General features: G+C 68.5%; 15 protein-coding genes and 1 pseudogene. 5 read left to right on the forward strand and 11 right to left on the reverse strand.

The window, feature by feature from the left end:
- Nucleotides 1–65: 65 nt before the first annotated feature.
- Both ABKA17_RS43385 and ABKA17_RS43390 read left to right on the forward strand, forming a co-directional pair.
- A complete protein-coding gene (locus tag ABKA17_RS43385; protein WP_353697940.1) occupies nucleotides 66–794 on the forward strand; it encodes an SDR family oxidoreductase in 729 nt (242 codons plus the stop codon).
- A 244-nt stretch (nucleotides 795–1,038) separates the two neighbouring features.
- Nucleotides 1,039–1,434 (forward strand): annotated as a pseudogene (locus ABKA17_RS43390) (integrase core domain-containing protein); the annotation flags it as partial.
- A gap of 119 nt (nucleotides 1,435–1,553) precedes the next feature.
- On the opposite strand, the gene ABKA17_RS43395 reads toward ABKA17_RS43390, so the two are convergent.
- Together ABKA17_RS43395 and ABKA17_RS43400 are read right to left on the reverse strand one after the other, a co-directional pair.
- Entirely contained in the window at nucleotides 1,554–1,898 is a 345-nt protein-coding gene (locus tag ABKA17_RS43395; RefSeq protein WP_353697941.1) for a DUF2750 domain-containing protein, read from the reverse strand.
- A 188-nt stretch (nucleotides 1,899–2,086) separates the two neighbouring features.
- Nucleotides 2,087–2,536 carry a carboxymuconolactone decarboxylase family protein gene (locus ABKA17_RS43400; protein ID WP_353697942.1) on the reverse strand — a complete coding sequence of 150 codons (450 nt, stop codon included), beginning with the start codon at nucleotides 2,534–2,536 and terminating at the stop codon, nucleotides 2,087–2,089.
- An 83-nt stretch (nucleotides 2,537–2,619) separates the two neighbouring features.
- Between ABKA17_RS43400 and ABKA17_RS43405 the strand changes: the two genes are divergently transcribed.
- The gene (locus tag ABKA17_RS43405) at nucleotides 2,620–3,498 is read left to right on the forward strand and encodes a sigma-70 family RNA polymerase sigma factor (protein WP_353697943.1); all 879 of its coding nucleotides are present in this window, start codon (nucleotides 2,620–2,622) and stop codon (nucleotides 3,496–3,498) included.
- 215 nt (nucleotides 3,499–3,713) lie between these two features.
- Here ABKA17_RS43405 and ABKA17_RS43410 read toward each other — a convergent pair whose 3' ends face one another.
- From ABKA17_RS43410 to ABKA17_RS43425, 4 genes are all read right to left on the reverse strand, one after another.
- Nucleotides 3,714–3,917, reverse strand: coding sequence for a hypothetical protein (locus ABKA17_RS43410; RefSeq protein ID WP_353697944.1), 204 nt, complete (start codon nucleotides 3,915–3,917; stop codon nucleotides 3,714–3,716).
- 75 nt (nucleotides 3,918–3,992) lie between these two features.
- Nucleotides 3,993–4,322 carry a hypothetical protein gene (locus ABKA17_RS43415; protein WP_353697945.1) on the reverse strand — a complete coding sequence of 110 codons (330 nt, stop codon included), beginning with the start codon at nucleotides 4,320–4,322 and terminating at the stop codon, nucleotides 3,993–3,995.
- Complete coding sequence (locus ABKA17_RS43420; RefSeq protein WP_353697946.1) at nucleotides 4,319–5,575, reverse strand: MFS transporter; 1,257 nt, start codon at nucleotides 5,573–5,575, stop codon at nucleotides 4,319–4,321. The genes ABKA17_RS43415 and ABKA17_RS43420 overlap by 4 nt, the downstream gene beginning before the upstream one ends.
- A gap of 52 nt (nucleotides 5,576–5,627) precedes the next feature.
- Nucleotides 5,628–6,740, reverse strand: coding sequence for an ArsR/SmtB family transcription factor (locus tag ABKA17_RS43425; RefSeq protein ID WP_353697947.1), 1,113 nt, complete (start codon nucleotides 6,738–6,740; stop codon nucleotides 5,628–5,630).
- Nucleotides 6,741–7,732: 992 nt separating this feature from the next.
- Here ABKA17_RS43425 and ABKA17_RS43430 point away from each other — a divergent pair.
- Both ABKA17_RS43430 and ABKA17_RS48035 read left to right on the forward strand, forming a co-directional pair.
- A complete protein-coding gene (locus tag ABKA17_RS43430; RefSeq protein ID WP_353698026.1) occupies nucleotides 7,733–8,269 on the forward strand; it encodes a GNAT family N-acetyltransferase in 537 nt (178 codons plus the stop codon).
- 60 nt (nucleotides 8,270–8,329) lie between these two features.
- Nucleotides 8,330–9,423 (forward strand): IS630 family transposase gene (locus ABKA17_RS48035; protein WP_502994537.1). Its coding sequence is split into 2 segments (ribosomal slippage): nucleotides 8,330–8,791 and nucleotides 8,794–9,423, totalling 1,092 coding nucleotides; the frame shifts between segments, so codons are not numbered across the junction.
- 227 nt (nucleotides 9,424–9,650) lie between these two features.
- On the opposite strand, the gene ABKA17_RS43445 is transcribed toward ABKA17_RS48035, so the two are convergent.
- From ABKA17_RS43445 to ABKA17_RS43465, 5 genes are read right to left on the reverse strand one after another with little or no spacing between them, the layout of a single operon-like run.
- Nucleotides 9,651–10,724, reverse strand: a complete 1,074-nt coding sequence (locus ABKA17_RS43445; protein WP_353697949.1) for a DUF6879 family protein — start codon at nucleotides 10,722–10,724, stop codon at nucleotides 9,651–9,653.
- Nucleotides 10,725–10,740: 16 nt separating this feature from the next.
- Nucleotides 10,741–11,706, reverse strand: coding sequence for an SCO2521 family protein (locus ABKA17_RS43450; protein WP_353697950.1), 966 nt, complete (start codon nucleotides 11,704–11,706; stop codon nucleotides 10,741–10,743).
- Nucleotides 11,703–12,668, reverse strand: a complete 966-nt coding sequence (locus ABKA17_RS43455; protein ID WP_353697951.1) for an SCO2522 family protein — start codon at nucleotides 12,666–12,668, stop codon at nucleotides 11,703–11,705. The genes ABKA17_RS43450 and ABKA17_RS43455 overlap by 4 nt, the downstream gene beginning before the upstream one ends.
- Entirely contained in the window at nucleotides 12,665–13,582 is a 918-nt protein-coding gene (locus tag ABKA17_RS43460) for an SCO2523 family variant P-loop protein (RefSeq protein WP_353697952.1), read from the reverse strand. The genes ABKA17_RS43455 and ABKA17_RS43460 overlap by 4 nt, the downstream gene beginning before the upstream one ends.
- Nucleotides 13,579–15,444: an SCO2524 family protein gene (locus ABKA17_RS43465; protein ID WP_353697953.1), complete on the reverse strand. Its 1,866-nt coding sequence runs from the start codon at nucleotides 15,442–15,444 to the stop codon at nucleotides 13,579–13,581. Before ABKA17_RS43465 ends, ABKA17_RS43460 begins: the two co-directional genes overlap by 4 nt.
- Between the last annotated feature and the right edge of the window lie 22 nt (nucleotides 15,445–15,466).

Raw genomic sequence — 15,466 nt, forward strand, 5'->3', positions numbered from 1 at the left:
CTCATCCCGGCCCTGACGATCAGCGCTTGCCTCTGACGTTAACGTCAGGTTTTAGCGTACGGGGCATGGACATCAACAACTCAGTTGCCCTGGTCACCGGAGCCAACCGCGGCCTGGGCCGCGCTTTCGCCCAGCGTCTGCTCGAGCGAGGCGCCCGCAAGGTCTACGCGACGGCTCGCCGGCCCGAGACCGTGGACCTGCCCGGGGTCGACGTGCTGCCCCTCGACATCGCTGATCCCGCATCCGTGAGGGCTGCAGCCGAGGCCGCCCAGGACGTCTCACTGCTCATCAACAACGCGGGAATCAGTACGGGCACCGACCTGGTGACCGGTTCGCTGGACGCCGTACGGCGCGAGCTGGAGACCAACATGTTCGGCCACCTGGGAATGATCCGGGAGTTCGCGCCGGCCCTCGCCGGGAACGGCGGCGGCGCGATCGTCAACGTCCTCTCCGCCATGTCGTGGTTCGGGGGCAAGGGCGCCAATGCCTACCACCTGACCAAAGCCGCCGCCTGGGCCATGACCAACGGCGTCCGCCTGGAACTCGCCGAGCAGGGCACGCTCGTGACAGCGGTGCACCTCGGGCTGGCCGACACCGACATGGCCGCGGGCTGGCCCGTGGCCAAGCTCGCACCGTCGGAACTGGCCGGCGCGGCGCTCGACGGTGTCGAGGCGGGCTCGGCCGAGGTCCTCGCCGACCAGTGGAGTCGGGACGTCAAGTCCCGCCTGCCGCTGGCGCCGGAAGAGTTCAACGCCGCGATGGACCGCGCCCTGGCGGCACTCACGGCGGCATGAGGAGCCCCTCGCTACTGGCGCTGCACCCGCCGGTCGCGTTTCCCTTCTTCCGTCGCCGGTCTCGTCGACGAGGAGAACCTGCTCAGCGCCGAGATGACCGACGACGTACTTGTGCAGATCATGGCGGACCGCGTCAGCGTCCCGCTCGGCTCGCTCCAACAGATGCGGTACGCCGTCCGGCATTGATCACTGGTGTCCGTACCCGTTGCCACCAGCTCATTGAGATCAAGAGGGCGCCGGGCCGCTGGACGACCACTCTCGGCTTGCGTATACCGAGACTCTGGAGGACGAACGCGCGGTCACGCCGCTGCCTTCTGGCACCGGGCGGCAGCCTTCTTCGCTACCTACGGCATCACGCCGATACGCCGCGTACTGACGGACAATGGCTCGTGCTACCGCTTTCACGACCTGGGCCAACGCGCTCGCCGCGACCGGTGTGAAGCACAAGCGCACCCGGCCCTACACGCCTCGTACGAACGGGAAGGTGGAGAGGTACCAAGGGACACTCACCCGCGAGTGGGCATATGTCCGCGACCACAGCTCCGAGCCTGAACGCGGCGGCGCGCTCGCCGAGTTTGTGAACTACGACAACCACGAGAGACCGCACGCCGCACTCGGCGGTCAACCGCCCATCCGTAAGCCGGACCGCCGGGGGCGCCTACCGCATCGCCTTCGACCAGCCACCCGAGCTGCTCGCGGACATCCCGCAGCAGCTCACCTTCGAGGACATCGTGCAACCAACCTGGTGAGACACGACATCTAGTCGGCTGCCGCCAGTCGGTAGACGACGTCCCTGGGGGTGAAGCTCCAACCGACCAGACGCGGTCCGCTCCAGTTGATGCCGATCATGATTCCGTCCCGGGCGGCATCGGGCAGTACGTGATCGCACCAGATATCCAGGGGCATGGAGGCGACGCGCAGCCCGGCCCCCCAGATCTTCGCGGCCCTCTGGGCGCGGGCCGAGGTCGACCAGAAGGGAAGACTGCGGGTCCCGTCCGCGGAAAGGTGAGTCGGACTTCCGTCATCATTCCGGACGAGCCAGATAACGCTGTTTCGGCGGACGTCTCGGAAGAAGGCCGCCGCTTGCGAACCGCTCTGACTCATGGTCACCGACCCTAACGTTCCCCGCCCGCCACTTCCGTACGAGCTCCCTTTCGCAGGAGAAATGGTCACGGCCTGTGTATCGGGGTGCCTGTCACGAATGCCTCGGACCCCGGAGTTTTGGTCTGTGGGGGCGTCATCCCTTGACGCGAGGCAGCGACGCGGCCGCGGGGGATGACGCCCCGCCCGGCTCACCAGGCCTTGCCGGCCTGCTCCCGGATCGTGCGGTTGATCCGGTTGAAGAAGTTGGTCATCGCGATCTCCAGGGTGATCGCGCCCAGTTGCTCCTCACTGAAGTGGTCGGCGGCCGCGTCCCAGATCTCGTCGGTCACACCCGGTGCGCCGTCCTGGAGCCGGGTGGCGGCCTCGGTCAGGGCGAGGGCAGCCCGTTCCTCACCGGTGTAGAAGGACGTCTCGCGCCATGCGACTACATTGTGCAGCCGCTCGTCCGTCTCACCGGCCTGCTTCGCCGACTCGATCGAGGCGAAGACGCACGGGCTGCAGCCGTTGATCTGGCTGACACGCAGATGGACCAGCGACAGCAGGTGCTTGTCCACGCCCCCGGCGTGAATCGCCTTGTAGAGGTGCTGGATTGCTGTGATCACGTCGGGATTGGCCGGGCTCTTCACACGTGCTTCCATCGGTCTGACTCCTTCATCGGTTACCTGCGCCCCTCCGGGCCCGTCATCACCCATGACGGAGCAGAGCCGAGGAAGGTAACAACATGTCCGACACCAGCCCGAGGGACCCGATAGCCGAGACGTTCGAGGCCCAGCGTGACCGGCTGCGCGCGGTTGCACACCGCATGCTCGGGTCGCACGCCGACGCCGAGGATGCGGTCCAGGAGGCCTGGCTGCGGCTCTCCCGCCAGGACACGGCCACCATCCACAACCTCGCCGGTTGGCTGACCACGGTGGTCGGACGGATCAGCCTCGATGTCCTGAGATCGCGCCAGGCCCGCCCGGAGGCGTCCTACGGCGACGATCTGTCCAAGCTTGTGGTGACGCTCGACGACAATCCTGATCCCGAGGACGACGCGGTGCTCGCCGACTCGGTCGGGCTCGCGCTTCTCGTCGTTCTGGAGTCGCTCGGGCCGAGCGAGCGGCTGGCGTTCGTGCTGCACGACCTGTTCGCGGTGCCGTTCGGCGAGATCGGTCAGATCCTCGGCAAGTCCACAGCCGCCACCAAGATGCTCGCCAGCCGCGCCCGCAGGAAGGTCCAGGCGAGCGAGCTGCCAACCGGCGTCGGACGGGAACAGCGAGATGTGGTCCAGGCCTTCCTGGCAGCGGCACGCCGCGGCGACTTCGAGGAACTGCTGCGGGTACTCGATCCGGAGGTGAAACTGACCGTCGACACCCCCTCCGGCGTGGTCGTCACTCTCGGCGCCACCCAGGTCGCAGCCGGCGCGCAACTGTCCGCCAGCGCAGCCACGCTGGGGCGGGCGGTGCTCGTCAACGGCCTCCCGGGGATCATTTCCTGGCGCGAAGACGGCACTCCGCTCTCGGTCCTCGCGTTCACCGTCATCGACGGCCGGATCACCGACATCACGGTCGTGATCGACCCGGCCAAGCTCGCGCTGATGGACCTGCCGGATCCAGGGTGAGAGCTGTCAGAACCGGTGAGAGGTTCCTGGAAGAGTTCCCGGAGGGCTTCGGGTTCATGGACGATGCATCCTGAACGATTCAGCTTGCCGTGCAGGGCAGGCGCCGAAGCACGTCACGGCGGTTGTAATCCTCCGCCCAGACTCGTCTCGCTGTCACCTTGATGGCGATGCTCGGCCTTTCGGCGGCTGCGGAAGCCACCTACCTTGCGCAGAGTTCAGGAGGATTGCCGCCGTGAGCTCTGCGCCACCGTGAAAACGATACCGAGGATTCCGCCTGCACCGCTGCCGAGCGTCAGGCCGATCGCCATGTTGGCGAAAACGGATACCCCGAGCACGACTCCGATGACGATGCCGATCAGCATGCCGACAACGAGCCCTGCGCTGAGGGACAACGATCGAACTTCCTCAGTGTTTGCCACGCGCTCATTGTGCTGGAGAGCGCTCAGAGGAGGCTCCACCGCCGATCAGATACGGCCAGCCGCAAAAGCCGGCAGTCAGCCCGGGGCTTCACATCGGCCAGTGATCCCAAACCGGGCTACATGCCTCGCCGTCAAGGCCCGCAGAGCCGGCGCCAGGCGCTCCAGCAACTGCCGGAGCCGTTCGGCCTCTTCGTCCGTGCCGAGGTACCGGGCATCGGCCTGGCTCAGGCATCCGGTGAGCAGTTCGCCGAACACGCCGCGCAGCTCAGTGAGTTCGCGGCGGCAGGCACTGAGCAGGGCGAGGTAGTCGTCGACGGGCCAGGAGGTGAGGACCCCGGGCGAGCCTTGCTCGCGGCGGGTCGTGCGGAATCGAGGCTGGCTGGACGACAGCTGGGGGTCAGTCATCGGGCGGATTCCGGCGCGACTGCCGGTTGTTCGGCCTCGGAACCGGACAGGCTGATGCGTACCTGTAGGGGCCGCTGTGTTCTGGCTGTGCGGGTCAGGGTGAGCGCGGCGGTCGTGGCCAGAACGACGAGGGCGGCGCCGGAGAGCAGGAAGGCGTCCTGGACTCCGGTGAGTGCGATGGTGGTCGAGGCGACGAAGGGGGATACGGCCAGGGCTCCTGCCACTCCGGCTTCCCACAGGCCCAGTGCCTTCGCGAGATGGTGGCTCGGTATGCGCTGCTGCACCAGTGCGATCAGCGGGATGTCCGTGAGGGCCGAGGCCAGCCCGGTGGCGATCAGGAGCACTGCGGCCCCGGTGGTGGAGGTGACGATTCCGAGCGGGGCACGGAAGATTCCGAGCAGGGCCCAGGCCAGCACCGCCGCCAGGGCGAGTCTGCGCATCCGCAGGCCGGCCAGCAGGAGTGCTCCCGCCACTTCCGCGACCCCGGCGATGCCGAGCAGCAGGCCGTAGCGGCCGCCCTGTCCCACGACGGCGATGAGCCCCACCGTCAGGAAGCCGCTGGTCAGAGCGAGGGCGAGCACAAAGGTCACGATGACTACCAGCACGTCGGGGGCGGCCCGCACGGCCCTGAGTCCGGCGGCGAGATCGGCCCACAGGCCCGCCTGGTCCGCGGCCGGGACGGGGCGGGTCACGCGGATGGCGGCCACGGCTGCCGCCGAACCGAGGAAGGTCAGGCCGTTGACCGCCAGCGCCGCCCGCATGGAGCCGTAGGCCAGCAGCGGCGCGAGCATGAGCGGGCCGACGAAGAAGGCGGCCCGGAAGGCGACTTGCAGCAGCCCGTTGGCCTGCTGCAGACGGTCGGCCGGGACGATCTGCGTGACGATGGCGTTGCGGGCCGGGGCGAACGGGGCGCCGATCAGGGCCAGCAACGCCGTCGTCACCACGAGCAGGGGCAGGTTCAGCAGGCCGAGGGACAGCAGCGCCGCGGCCACCGCCACCACGGCGACCCGGGCCAGATCGGTGGCGATCATCAGTTTGCGGCGGTCGTAACGGTCGGCGTACGAGGCGGACACGAACGTGGCCAGGAACGCGGGTGCGAACGCGGCCACGCTGACCACGGCAACGGCCGTCGGGTCCTTTGTCAGTGACCAGGCCAGCCAGGCGGTCGCGGCGGTGTACAGGCCGTCGCCGAAGCGTGAGATGGCCTGGCCGGCGAAGAGAAGCAGGAAATCGCGGTCCCTGAGCAGTGACATGCCGCCACTGTCGGATCCCCTGGCCCGCCTGATCCACTTATTAGGCAGATGGCTAATCAATGGGGTCGGTGGTGTGCAGAAAGCTCTCCAGGCTGGGAGCGAGACCCGCCACCTGTCCGGGAACGAGCCGGTACAGGACGTAGTAGCCCTCACGGCGGCGCTCGAGCAGGCCCACGTCCGCCAGGACCCGCAGATGTTTGGACAAGGCTGCCTCGCTGACACCGACGAGCGGGGCCAACTCCTGGGTGCTGCGCGGGCGTTCGGCGATCAGCCGGAGGGCCCGCAGTCGGGTGTCGTCGGCGAGCGCGCGCAGCATGCCGACGAGCTGCGCGGGAGGAATCCTGGGGCGGGCCTCCCGGGCGATCGACGAGACGGGAAAGACGAGGCCGAGTGGCCAGGGACCGTCGCAGTTGACCCGCACGTGCGGCCACACATAGGTACTCGGGGCGAGCAGCAAGGTGTCGTCCGGGCCGATGACGACCTCGTGGTCGTGCGGGCGCTCCAGCCAGAAGCGTTCGGCCTGCCGGTCGCTGCGCACCTCCGGCCACAGGCCGCGGAGCATCCCGTACAGTCCGCGCTGTTCGATCTGGTGCCCGGCCTCGGTCACCCCGGCGGCCAGTTCCGGTTCGATCCGGGCCCACTCCTCCTCGAACGCCTCCCGCCAGTAGCGTTCCAGCATGCTCAGAAACCGTTCGAGGAGCGCGCGGGGGTCGTCGAGGAGCATCGCGGCCATCGCCTTATCGCTCTCCCGTGTGACACGCTCCCGCAGCAGGGCGCGTACGTCCGGTTCCCGCAGCGCCTGAGGATCCCTGCCCTCGCCGCCGCCCGGCCACGGCGACAGCAGCGGGACGGCGAACTCCAGCCGGACCAGCTCCGGATCCGCCGTATGCAGCCCGGCCAGCTCGCTGCCGAAGTCCGCCAGCCCGCCGGTCGGCCGCGGAAAGAGGAACTCGGGAAAGTACGAGCGCACCGCGTAGGAGAACGCCTCGATCTCCCGCTTCAGCGCCGGCGACAGCTTGCGCATCGCACGCACCCAGCCGTGCTGGACGGGGTGGTGCTTGGGCTCCACCAGCACATGAAGACTCAGTACGGCTTCCATCGCCGGCGAGTAGGCGAACCCCACCCGCTCCGCACCACCGGCAGGCACCCGGAACACGATCGTCATGACTCGCCATCCTCGCCGTTCGACGTCCCGGGAGGGAGCGTGCCGCGCGAGACGGCGGCCGGTGAGGGTGACTCGACGGTGACCTGCGCGTCGTTCTCACCGCGGGCCCACCCCGCGGTTGTGAGCGTTGCACCACGTCTGACCAGTGGGCGCGTGCTCCTCGTCGAAGATCACCACCCTGGGTTTTTCAACACGGTTTTCAAGTCCCGCCGCCAAGAGGCCCATCTCAACGGCCGCTCATGCCATAAGGACAGAGCCCGTCACGGCTCAGCGGACTGATTACCGCGCGCTGGTCGAGGTGACCAGGAGGCCGCCGACGAAGGTGTGCACAGGGCGGGATCCTGGCCCCAGACGGTGAGGTCGGCGAGGCGGCCCGGAGTGAGGGTGCCGCGCAGGTGCGCCTCGCCGGTCAAGCGGGCGGGCGCCCGCGGTGTGCAGGGTGAGGGCTTCACCGTAGGTGATGGCGTGCTCGGGGCCCTTGATGCCGATGACGGTCTGCCGGGTGGATCGCCAGACCTACCTGGGAATGGGGCAGCTACTCGCTGACAACGCATCATCAGGGGGGAGCTCTCCGAAGTGGCTGTGACGTCGTTCGTCGGCCCCGGCATGTTGGCTTGGGTTCTATAGGTCGTTGCAACACCCGTCCTGAGGGATGTTGCGATGACCAAGTCGCGTCGGACCGGCGGATTCCAGCGAGCGTCGCAACACGTGATCATTCCAGTGTTGCGACGAGCCTAGCGAACAGTTCCGAGGGCGTCTGCCAGCTGAGGGTCTTGTGGGGGCGGTCGTTGAGTTCGGCTGGGTGCGTGGGCGGGCAGTGTTTGTCGATGGTTTCCGGCAGCGCTTGGCGATCATGTAGGTCGGAAGTGTCGATGAGGAGCTGACGACACCGGCGCGACCGGTGGTGGAGGCCGGCGGCAGAGCCTGTGGTGGTGTGGGTCACGAAGCCAAATGGCTCGCGGATCAACCGTTTGGTTCGTAGCCTGATCTCCGTGATCACCCTTGGGCTTTGTGACAGGGCGGGGCGGCGTGTGGTCCTGCATGAGGTGAATGACGAGAACTGGCGTGCTGTCGCGGACATCGCTCCGCTGGACGACCAGCGCCGGTACGTGCCCGCGTTGGCGGCTCGCTACCTGCTTTTGTCACTGCGGGAGGGTATCTGGCATTCGATGGCGGTCTGCGCCGATGACATGGTGGTGGGTCACATCATGTGGGGTCGTGATGAAGACGGCTCGTATTGGCTCGGGGGTATGGTGATCGATGGCGCCGAGCAGGGCCAGGGGGTCGGGCGGGCGGCGGTGCGGACCCTCATGAAGTGGCTGGCCCAACGTGAGGGCTGCCAGGAGCTTCGTCTGTCGTATCACCCGGACAACGCTGTGGCCGCGGGCCTGTACGCCTCGGTGGGCTTCCAGCCGACGGCAGTTTCTTCCGGTGACGAGGTCGTTGCCAGTCTGTCTTTGCTCGACGGCCATCCGAAAGCCCCGAACGACACCGCGTTCTCCGACACTGCAGCAAAGAACTCCTACTGACTTCTTCGGGGTGTTGTCGGGGGTGGTGACGGGTGGTGATCCCTGCGGTAGTCCGGTGGTATGCGGTACGCGCAGGGTGGCGGACTAGCTGCCGAGAGGCGGCGGTTACGCGAACGGATCCGGTACGAGGCGGGCGAGCGGTTTGGCCGCGGTGAGAGAAACGCGCTGATCGCGAAGGATCTGCGGGTGAGTGAGCGGTCGGTGGAACGCTGGCGGCGTGCCTGGCGGGAGGGCGGAGTGGAGGCGCTCGCCTCCTCGGGGCCGCCGATACTGCCCAAGCTGTCCGATGGCCAGTTCGCCGTACTGGAACAGGAACTGGCGCTGGGGCCGGCCGTGCATGGCTGGGAGGACCAGCGCTGGACCCTGGTCCGGATCAGAGAGTTGATCGCCCGGAAGTTCCGATTGGACTGCTCCTCGGCGGCGGTGTGGCGGCTGATGCACCGGCACGGCTGGTCCTGGCAGTCGCCGGCCCGCCGGGCACTTGAGCGTGGCGAGCAGGCGGTGGGCCTGTGGAAGGAGGATGTGTGGCCGCGGGCGGAATGACTGCGGCGGCGCTGGGCGCGTACATCGTCTTCGAGGACGAGGCCGGGTTCTCGATGACACCGCCGCGCGCTCGCACCTGGGGCCGGCGTGGGCACACGCCGGTGGTGCGGGTGCGGGGCCGCTCCTGGCGCCGCTGGTCGATTGCGGCGATGTGCTGTTACAAGCCGGGCGAGACGTCCCGGCTGATCTACCGGCCGCGCCGCCACCGCAAGCACCGGGGCAAAGGTCGCGACACCTTCGCCTGGAGCGACTACCGCGATCTGATCGTCCGCGCCCACATCCAACTCCAGGCCCCCATCGTGCTGATCTGGGATAGTCTCAACACCCATCGGGCCGCCGGGATGCGTGAGTACGCGGCCGCACACGACTGGCTCACGATCATCCAACTGCCCTCTTACGCACCGGACTTGAACCCGGTCGAGGGTGTCTGGTCGCTGTTACGGCGCGGGCCGCTCGCCAACGTTGCCTTCACCGACGACGAGCACCTCGAACGCACCCTTCGCCGGGGCTTACGCCAAATCCAGCTCCGGCCCGACCTCATCGATGGTTGCCTGGCCGGCACCAGACTGACCCTCACCCAACAGCCGACAACAACCCGAGGAAGTCAGTAGGTGTAGTGCCATCACCCCGGTGGGGTGACGGCACCTGTGCTGGCAGGGTTCCGCCTCGGTCCTTCCTGTGTCTGGCCGTCGTACGGGCAGGTCCACCGTGTGGCAGTCAGGCGAGCTACGCGAGCGCCGTATCCCGCCCGGACAAGTAGCCTCACTGGCACCTGTCGGGGGTCAGGAAGCGTGCAACAGCGCTCCGGATTCCGGATGGGTTCAGCCAGCTGACCGCGTCAGTCCGATCCTGCTGGGTCGGGCTGCGGAATGCCCTGGTCCGGCAGGCTCGTTGTGGCGTCCCACAGGCGGGTGAACTGCCTGAGTCGGTGTTCGACGTGGGCGGGGCGGGCGTTGAGTGTGGTCTTGGCGTTGACGTCCTTGGTGTCCTGGTCGATTTCGTAGCTCAGTTCCCGGTCGAAGATGATGAAGTCGCACTGGGTGCCGAGCCGTGCCCAGGGCGGCAGTTGGGAGAGGGCCACCACGCGGGCGTCGAGTCCGAGGGCTCGTTGGTTGGCGCACAGTGCCAGCACTTCCGCGTCGATCTGCTGTTCGTCGTCGACGAGGAACAGCCGGCGGACTTCCACACCTCGCGCCAGGGCGTCGCTCTGCGCCTCCAGATAGCGGGCGGCGGGCTCGCTGCCCCAGAAGTGCCGGTCGACGGAGGTGCTGGTTGCGTCGAGGCTGTGCTTGATGCAGCGGGTGAGATCGATCAGCCAGTCCTGGTTCTCTCCCAGGCAGTCCGCGCTGCGGTTGCTGAGGTTCTCCAGCAGCCCGGCCAGGCGCTCGATCTCCTCGCTGGCGAAGGTCTTCACGGTCTCGTTGTTGAGCTCGCCGCACTCTGTGGCCCGGCGGGCGAGTTTGATGACCGCGTCCGAGCGCAGCACTGAGCGGTCGACGTTGCTGAACAGTTCGGTCGCCGCGTTGATCTGCCGGAACCGGTCGTCGACCAGGGTGGTGAGGGAGACATGATGGCTGATCAGGTTGTTCTTGACGTCGCGGATCAGCTCGGCCTGGCTGCCCTCGATCTCCACCAGACGTTTCTCGAAGTCGACGAGGTACTGCACGATGAGGGCCGCGCCGCCGATGACGATGGAGGCGGTCAGGTTCCACACGTCGCCCGCACCTTGGTGCGCGTCGACCGCGTTGGTGACGAGCAGGGCGATGACGAAGACCACGGAGGTCACCAGGGTCTTCATAAGGACTGGCGGGATCCGCAGTCCCCTGTTGTCGGGCCGCTGGGGCGTCGGGTCGGGGGACGGTGGTGCCGGGTTCGCGGGTGTGGTGGTGGTGGTCGCTGGTGCTCCGTTCATGTCGTCTCCCCCGTCGTTAAGGGCCTATGGGTTGCCTCGTCAAGGCGTTGAGCAGGGCAAGGCGGTCCCGGATCCGCTGGACGAGGTTGTCCCACTGGCGGGTGAATCCGGGGTTTTGCTCGAGGACGTTCCACAGTCCCCGAAGCACGTGGTCGCCGCGGGCTGCGGGCATCCACAGGTGGATCAGGTGCTCGACGGCCGGTCGCAGTGCGGTGAGCGCGTCGGGGCCCTCGGCCGGGCCGAGTCTGCCGTCGAGGAGGCGCACGACGGTGGTGAGGAGCCAGTCGTGCAGCGCCAGGTCCTCGCACAGGGCGGCGACGGCGGCCGGGGCGGTGCTGGAGGGCACCCGTAGCCGGACCGTGCGCAGGTCGTCCTCGGCGAGGGTGAATTCCTCGATCACCGGTCCCTGTCCCGGTTCGGTCTGCCGGGCGGCCCAACGCAGCCTGGTGTGGCGGGACTTCAGGGGGGCCTTTTGGTCGAGCAGCGGGTGCCGGAGCAGGGGGGTGAGGATGCCGTCCGCGATCAGGCCGAGGTCGAGTTCGCCGCGTCCGGCACCGTCGAGGACACCTTGAGCCGCCTCGTGTTCGGGAAGCCGGCCCAGGGGTTCGAGCACTCCGGGATGGATGAGGTAGTGCCCCCAGGGGCGGCGCCGTTCGGGGCCTCGGGCGAGGGCCCGAACATGGGCGCTGCTTTGCAGGATCCGGCCCTCGGTGAGGGCGGCGCGGGTGGCGACCGTGCCGACGACGCGTACCTTGGCCCCGTTGGAGGTGGGCATCCGGCAGTCGACGCCGGTGAGGGTCTGCGGGGAGCGCACGTAGAGGTTGGGGCGTTCGGAGACCAGGACGCGTTCGTCCGGGCGCAGCCGCAACAGCTGGGCGGCGGCACGGGCGTCCAAGGGGTTCAGCGAGGGCAGCACGCAGGTGCGGATCTCCCCGCAGGCGAGGACCGGGAGGGCCGGGGGCGTGTCCGGCGGGGCCGTCACCTGGACGGCTCCGGACAAAAGACGTAGGACACCCGGTCGGCCACCGATTCCGGGGGTGTGATGCCGTCCGCGCGTGCACGGGCGGCGATCTGCTCGACGGATCCGGTGTCGACGTCGGTCTGGTCGAGGATGATCCTCACCGCGTGTTCGACAGGAAGGAACCGGGCGGGCAGCACGGAGCACGTGCGGTAGGCGCTGAAGGGGGCGGCGGCGGGGTTGAGCTGGGTGAGCGGCGGCAGTTCGTCCCAGCTCCGGGGGTGGCCGCGTGGGCTCGCGGAGCGCGGGAGCAGGACCGGTTCGCCTTCGTTGCGCAGGAGGCCGAGGCGGGCGAGCTGCCAGACGGCGGCGAGGAGGGGGCAGGACCAGGTGCGGTTGCCGTCCTTGTCGTCGTCCCAGAGTTCGACGTCCAGGAAGACGGAGTGGCGGCGGGCTGCGGTCTCGCTGGGCGGCTGCCAGGGGGCCGTCCTGCGCATGGCCTGGGATCGCCCGGAGGGGGTTCGCTGTCCGTTGGCGAGCCAGCCGGACTCACTGACGGGCGGGCGGGCGCCGTAGCTGCCCGGGGGCGGCGATTCGACGAGGCGGTGTGCGACGGACTGGGCGAGGGGGACCTTGTCGGCGACCGCGCAGGAGGATTCGCGGGCCAGATAGTCGATGACGAGGCCGGCCTGCTCGGCCGCGTCGACGACGAGGGGGAGGAGTTCGGCCGGAGTGGAGAACCGGCTGAAGTAGTCGTCGACGAGGAAGCAGGTGCTGATGCGTGGCCGGGCGACGCCGGTGCGGGCGGCGGTGTCGGCGCGGGCCGCGTCCGCCCAGGGCCGGACCCGGGTGAAGAGCTCACGCAGACGATCCGGGCCGCCTTCCAGGTCCTCCATGTACAAGTGGCCGAGTTCCAGGGAAAGATGGGAGAGCGGTACCGCCGTGGTGCGGCTTTGTGCGGTGGTCTCCCGGAAGACGTCGGTCACGGCTTCCCCCAGTGGGTGTCGTCGGTGAGGCGCCCGGCGATTGCTTCCAGCGCGTCCAGCGTCTCCTTGTTAGCGATCTTGGTGGCGACGACCTCTTCCTCGGTGATCAGCTGTTCCTGCCACAGCAGGATCGGCTCCAGCGGTACGGTGCCCAGCAACACCGTGTCACCGACGCCGAGTTCGGAGGCGAGACGGCGCAGTCGTTCGTCGTACATCTGCATCCAGGCGGACTGGGCGGGCGAGACGTGCGACCACAGTGAGGAGTCGGGGTCGGGTACGGCAGCCCGGACGAAGCGGATCACGGCCCGCAGCGCGTCCTTGTCGTGGCCGAGTTCCGCACCGCCCTCCAGGAGGCCGCGAGCGGCGTAGACCAGCCCTGCGGCGGCGATGACGTGTTGTCGGGTCCAGCGGTGGAAGACCACCCAGCGGTGCGGGACGTTGCGCAGTTCAGGCCGTGCGGTGGCTTCCAGGACCATGTCCATGGCATAGCTGCGTCCGGCACTCAGGTCGACCAGGATCACGTCAAACTCGCCGTGCAGGCGCAGGAAGAGGTCCACGCATCGCTGGACCGAGTCCTCGTCCGTGACGAACTCGCCGCCGCTGACGTCGCCGGGGAACAGCATCAGCCGTCCGGTTCCGATGGTGTTGCGTCGCAGTACGGGGTGTTCGGTGCGGCGCCAGACGTCGACCCGGGCCGGTTCGGGGGCGGTGCCCTCCAGATAGGAGTGCAGGCCGCCCTCGCCCGTGCCGCGCAAGATGTCGGGGACGTCGAAAACGGCGGGTGCGGTGGGTGAGCCGAAGTCGAAGTCGACGTAGGCCACATGGTCACCGGCGAGGGCTCGCTGGTAGGCGAGGTTCGCGCTGGTGACGGAACGGCCGGTGCCTCCCTTGTCGGAGGCGGCGAAGACGATCACCGCCACACCTCGCCCGCGGCGGCGCTGCGGGCCTGGGCGAGCGTGTCGAGTTCACCGAGCACGGACAGCGCGAGCGCGCCGGCGGTGCCGGGTTGGTCGCCGACGAGTTCACGTGCTCTGCGGAGCCGGATCTCGATGGTGCGCAAGGACTTGGCGTGGTCGCTGTCGGAGAGCACGGCGGACCGCATCTGCTCCCGCCCGAAGCGGTGGGTGGCCTCGCTGAGCAACGCGGTGGCGAAGGAGCCGAGTTCGGGGCTGCCGACGGGCTTGCGGTCGTAGAAGTTGTACGCGGCGACCATGCACTCGGTGAGGCGCTCGGTCATGCTCCAGGAGGGTGAGCCCTCGCGTTTGGGTGCGGTGGGGAAGACCGCCTGGGCGTCGTCCCACAGGTCAGTGCCCTCGCCGTCGGAGATGCGCCGCTGCCAGAGGTGGTCGAAGGTCTCCTCCGCCAGCGCCAGCAGTTTGTCCTGGATGGCGGCGCTGCGGGAGTAGGTGGCGAGTTGGACGGTGCGTTTGAGCAGGTGCGCGGAGAAATCGGTGACCGTCCACTCCAGCGGCGGGCCCAGCTGCTCGCTGCCCTGGAGGGGGAGGACGACTCCGGGGCTGTGCAGTTCCAGAGCGGAGTCGTCGCGGGTGAGCGGGCTGGTGATGCGGCCGCGCTCGGCGAGCCGGGTGAGGACCTCGGCGGTGCGGGCGAAGTCCTCGTCACCGGCCCGGCTGCGCACCAGGTCGTGGACGACGAGGGACGCCACGGAGAGGGAGAAGTACTCGGATTCGAGCTTTTGGTGGGTGACGCGCCAAGGGATGTCCTCCAGCGGCCACCGGTCGGTGCTGAATCGGGCGAGGGCGGACCAGTACTCCCGGGTGACGGTCCAGCGCAGCCGCAGGGCCTCGGCGAGTGTCTGCTGCTCCTGGTCGAGAAGGCCGAGGGCGAGGGTGCGGTCGGAGGACAGGTCCTGGATGCCGTCGAGGGCGACCACGGTGAAGTACAGATAGGGAATGGGGTCCGCCACGCCGACGCTCTGGCGGCCGATGTGCTGTTCCGTGCCGTCCTTGTCGGTGCGGGTGACGGGCGGGGCGTCCTTGACGACGCCCCAGGCCCAGCCGCATTCGAACATCATCCCGGGGTCCTTGAGGCCGTCTTCGACGTCCACGCCGAGCGTGATGCGGTTGCCGATGGTGGCGCGCAGGGTCTCGAAGCGCTCCTGGAACTGACGCAGGACCGCCCGCTCGGAGAGCCTGCGCTGGCCCAGGGTCCGGCTCAGCCGCCGTCCCGGGGTGGTGTCGGCGTCGAACACGCTGACGGTGAAGGACCGCAGTAGACCGACCATCGCTGCGGTGAGCCGTTTGCTCGTCGCTTCCCTGAGGTCCTTGACTGCTGCACGCAGGTCGGATCGGACGGTGGGGCCGCTGAACTTGTCGAGGAAGCCGAGTGTGGCGAGGCAGAGAGTGACGGACATGGAAAAGGAGTCGACTACGCCTAGGTCCCGCTGCTCTGTGGTGATCTCCGCGTCGGGGTCGGGGGTGCTGAAGTAGTAGCCGCCGCCGAAGGTGGGAGTGCCGTCCTCCTCCGCGTGGTTGCGCATGAACTCGCTGAGGGCCGCGATCAGGGCCGCGGGGATCTCGGTGCGCCCCCCTGCCAGGCGCAGGGCGCGCTGCACGTCCTTTTGCGTGGTGTCCGGCTCGTCGAGACGGAACTCGGGGATCTCGGTGGCCGGATACATGAGGCTCAGCAGCCGCTCGGCGTCCGCGACGCTGCTGCGCCCGCCGGAGTCGCCCCAGGCGAAACGCCCGTCGTCGAAGGAGTGCCGCGCGATCGCTTCCCAGATCTGGAGCAGATGAGCTCTCGGCTTGATCTCCATTCCCAGCCCTTCAACCAGGTCG

This window comes from Streptomyces sp. RG80 (genome assembly GCF_040446465.1).
GTDB lineage: Bacteria > Actinomycetota > Actinomycetes > Streptomycetales > Streptomycetaceae > Streptomyces.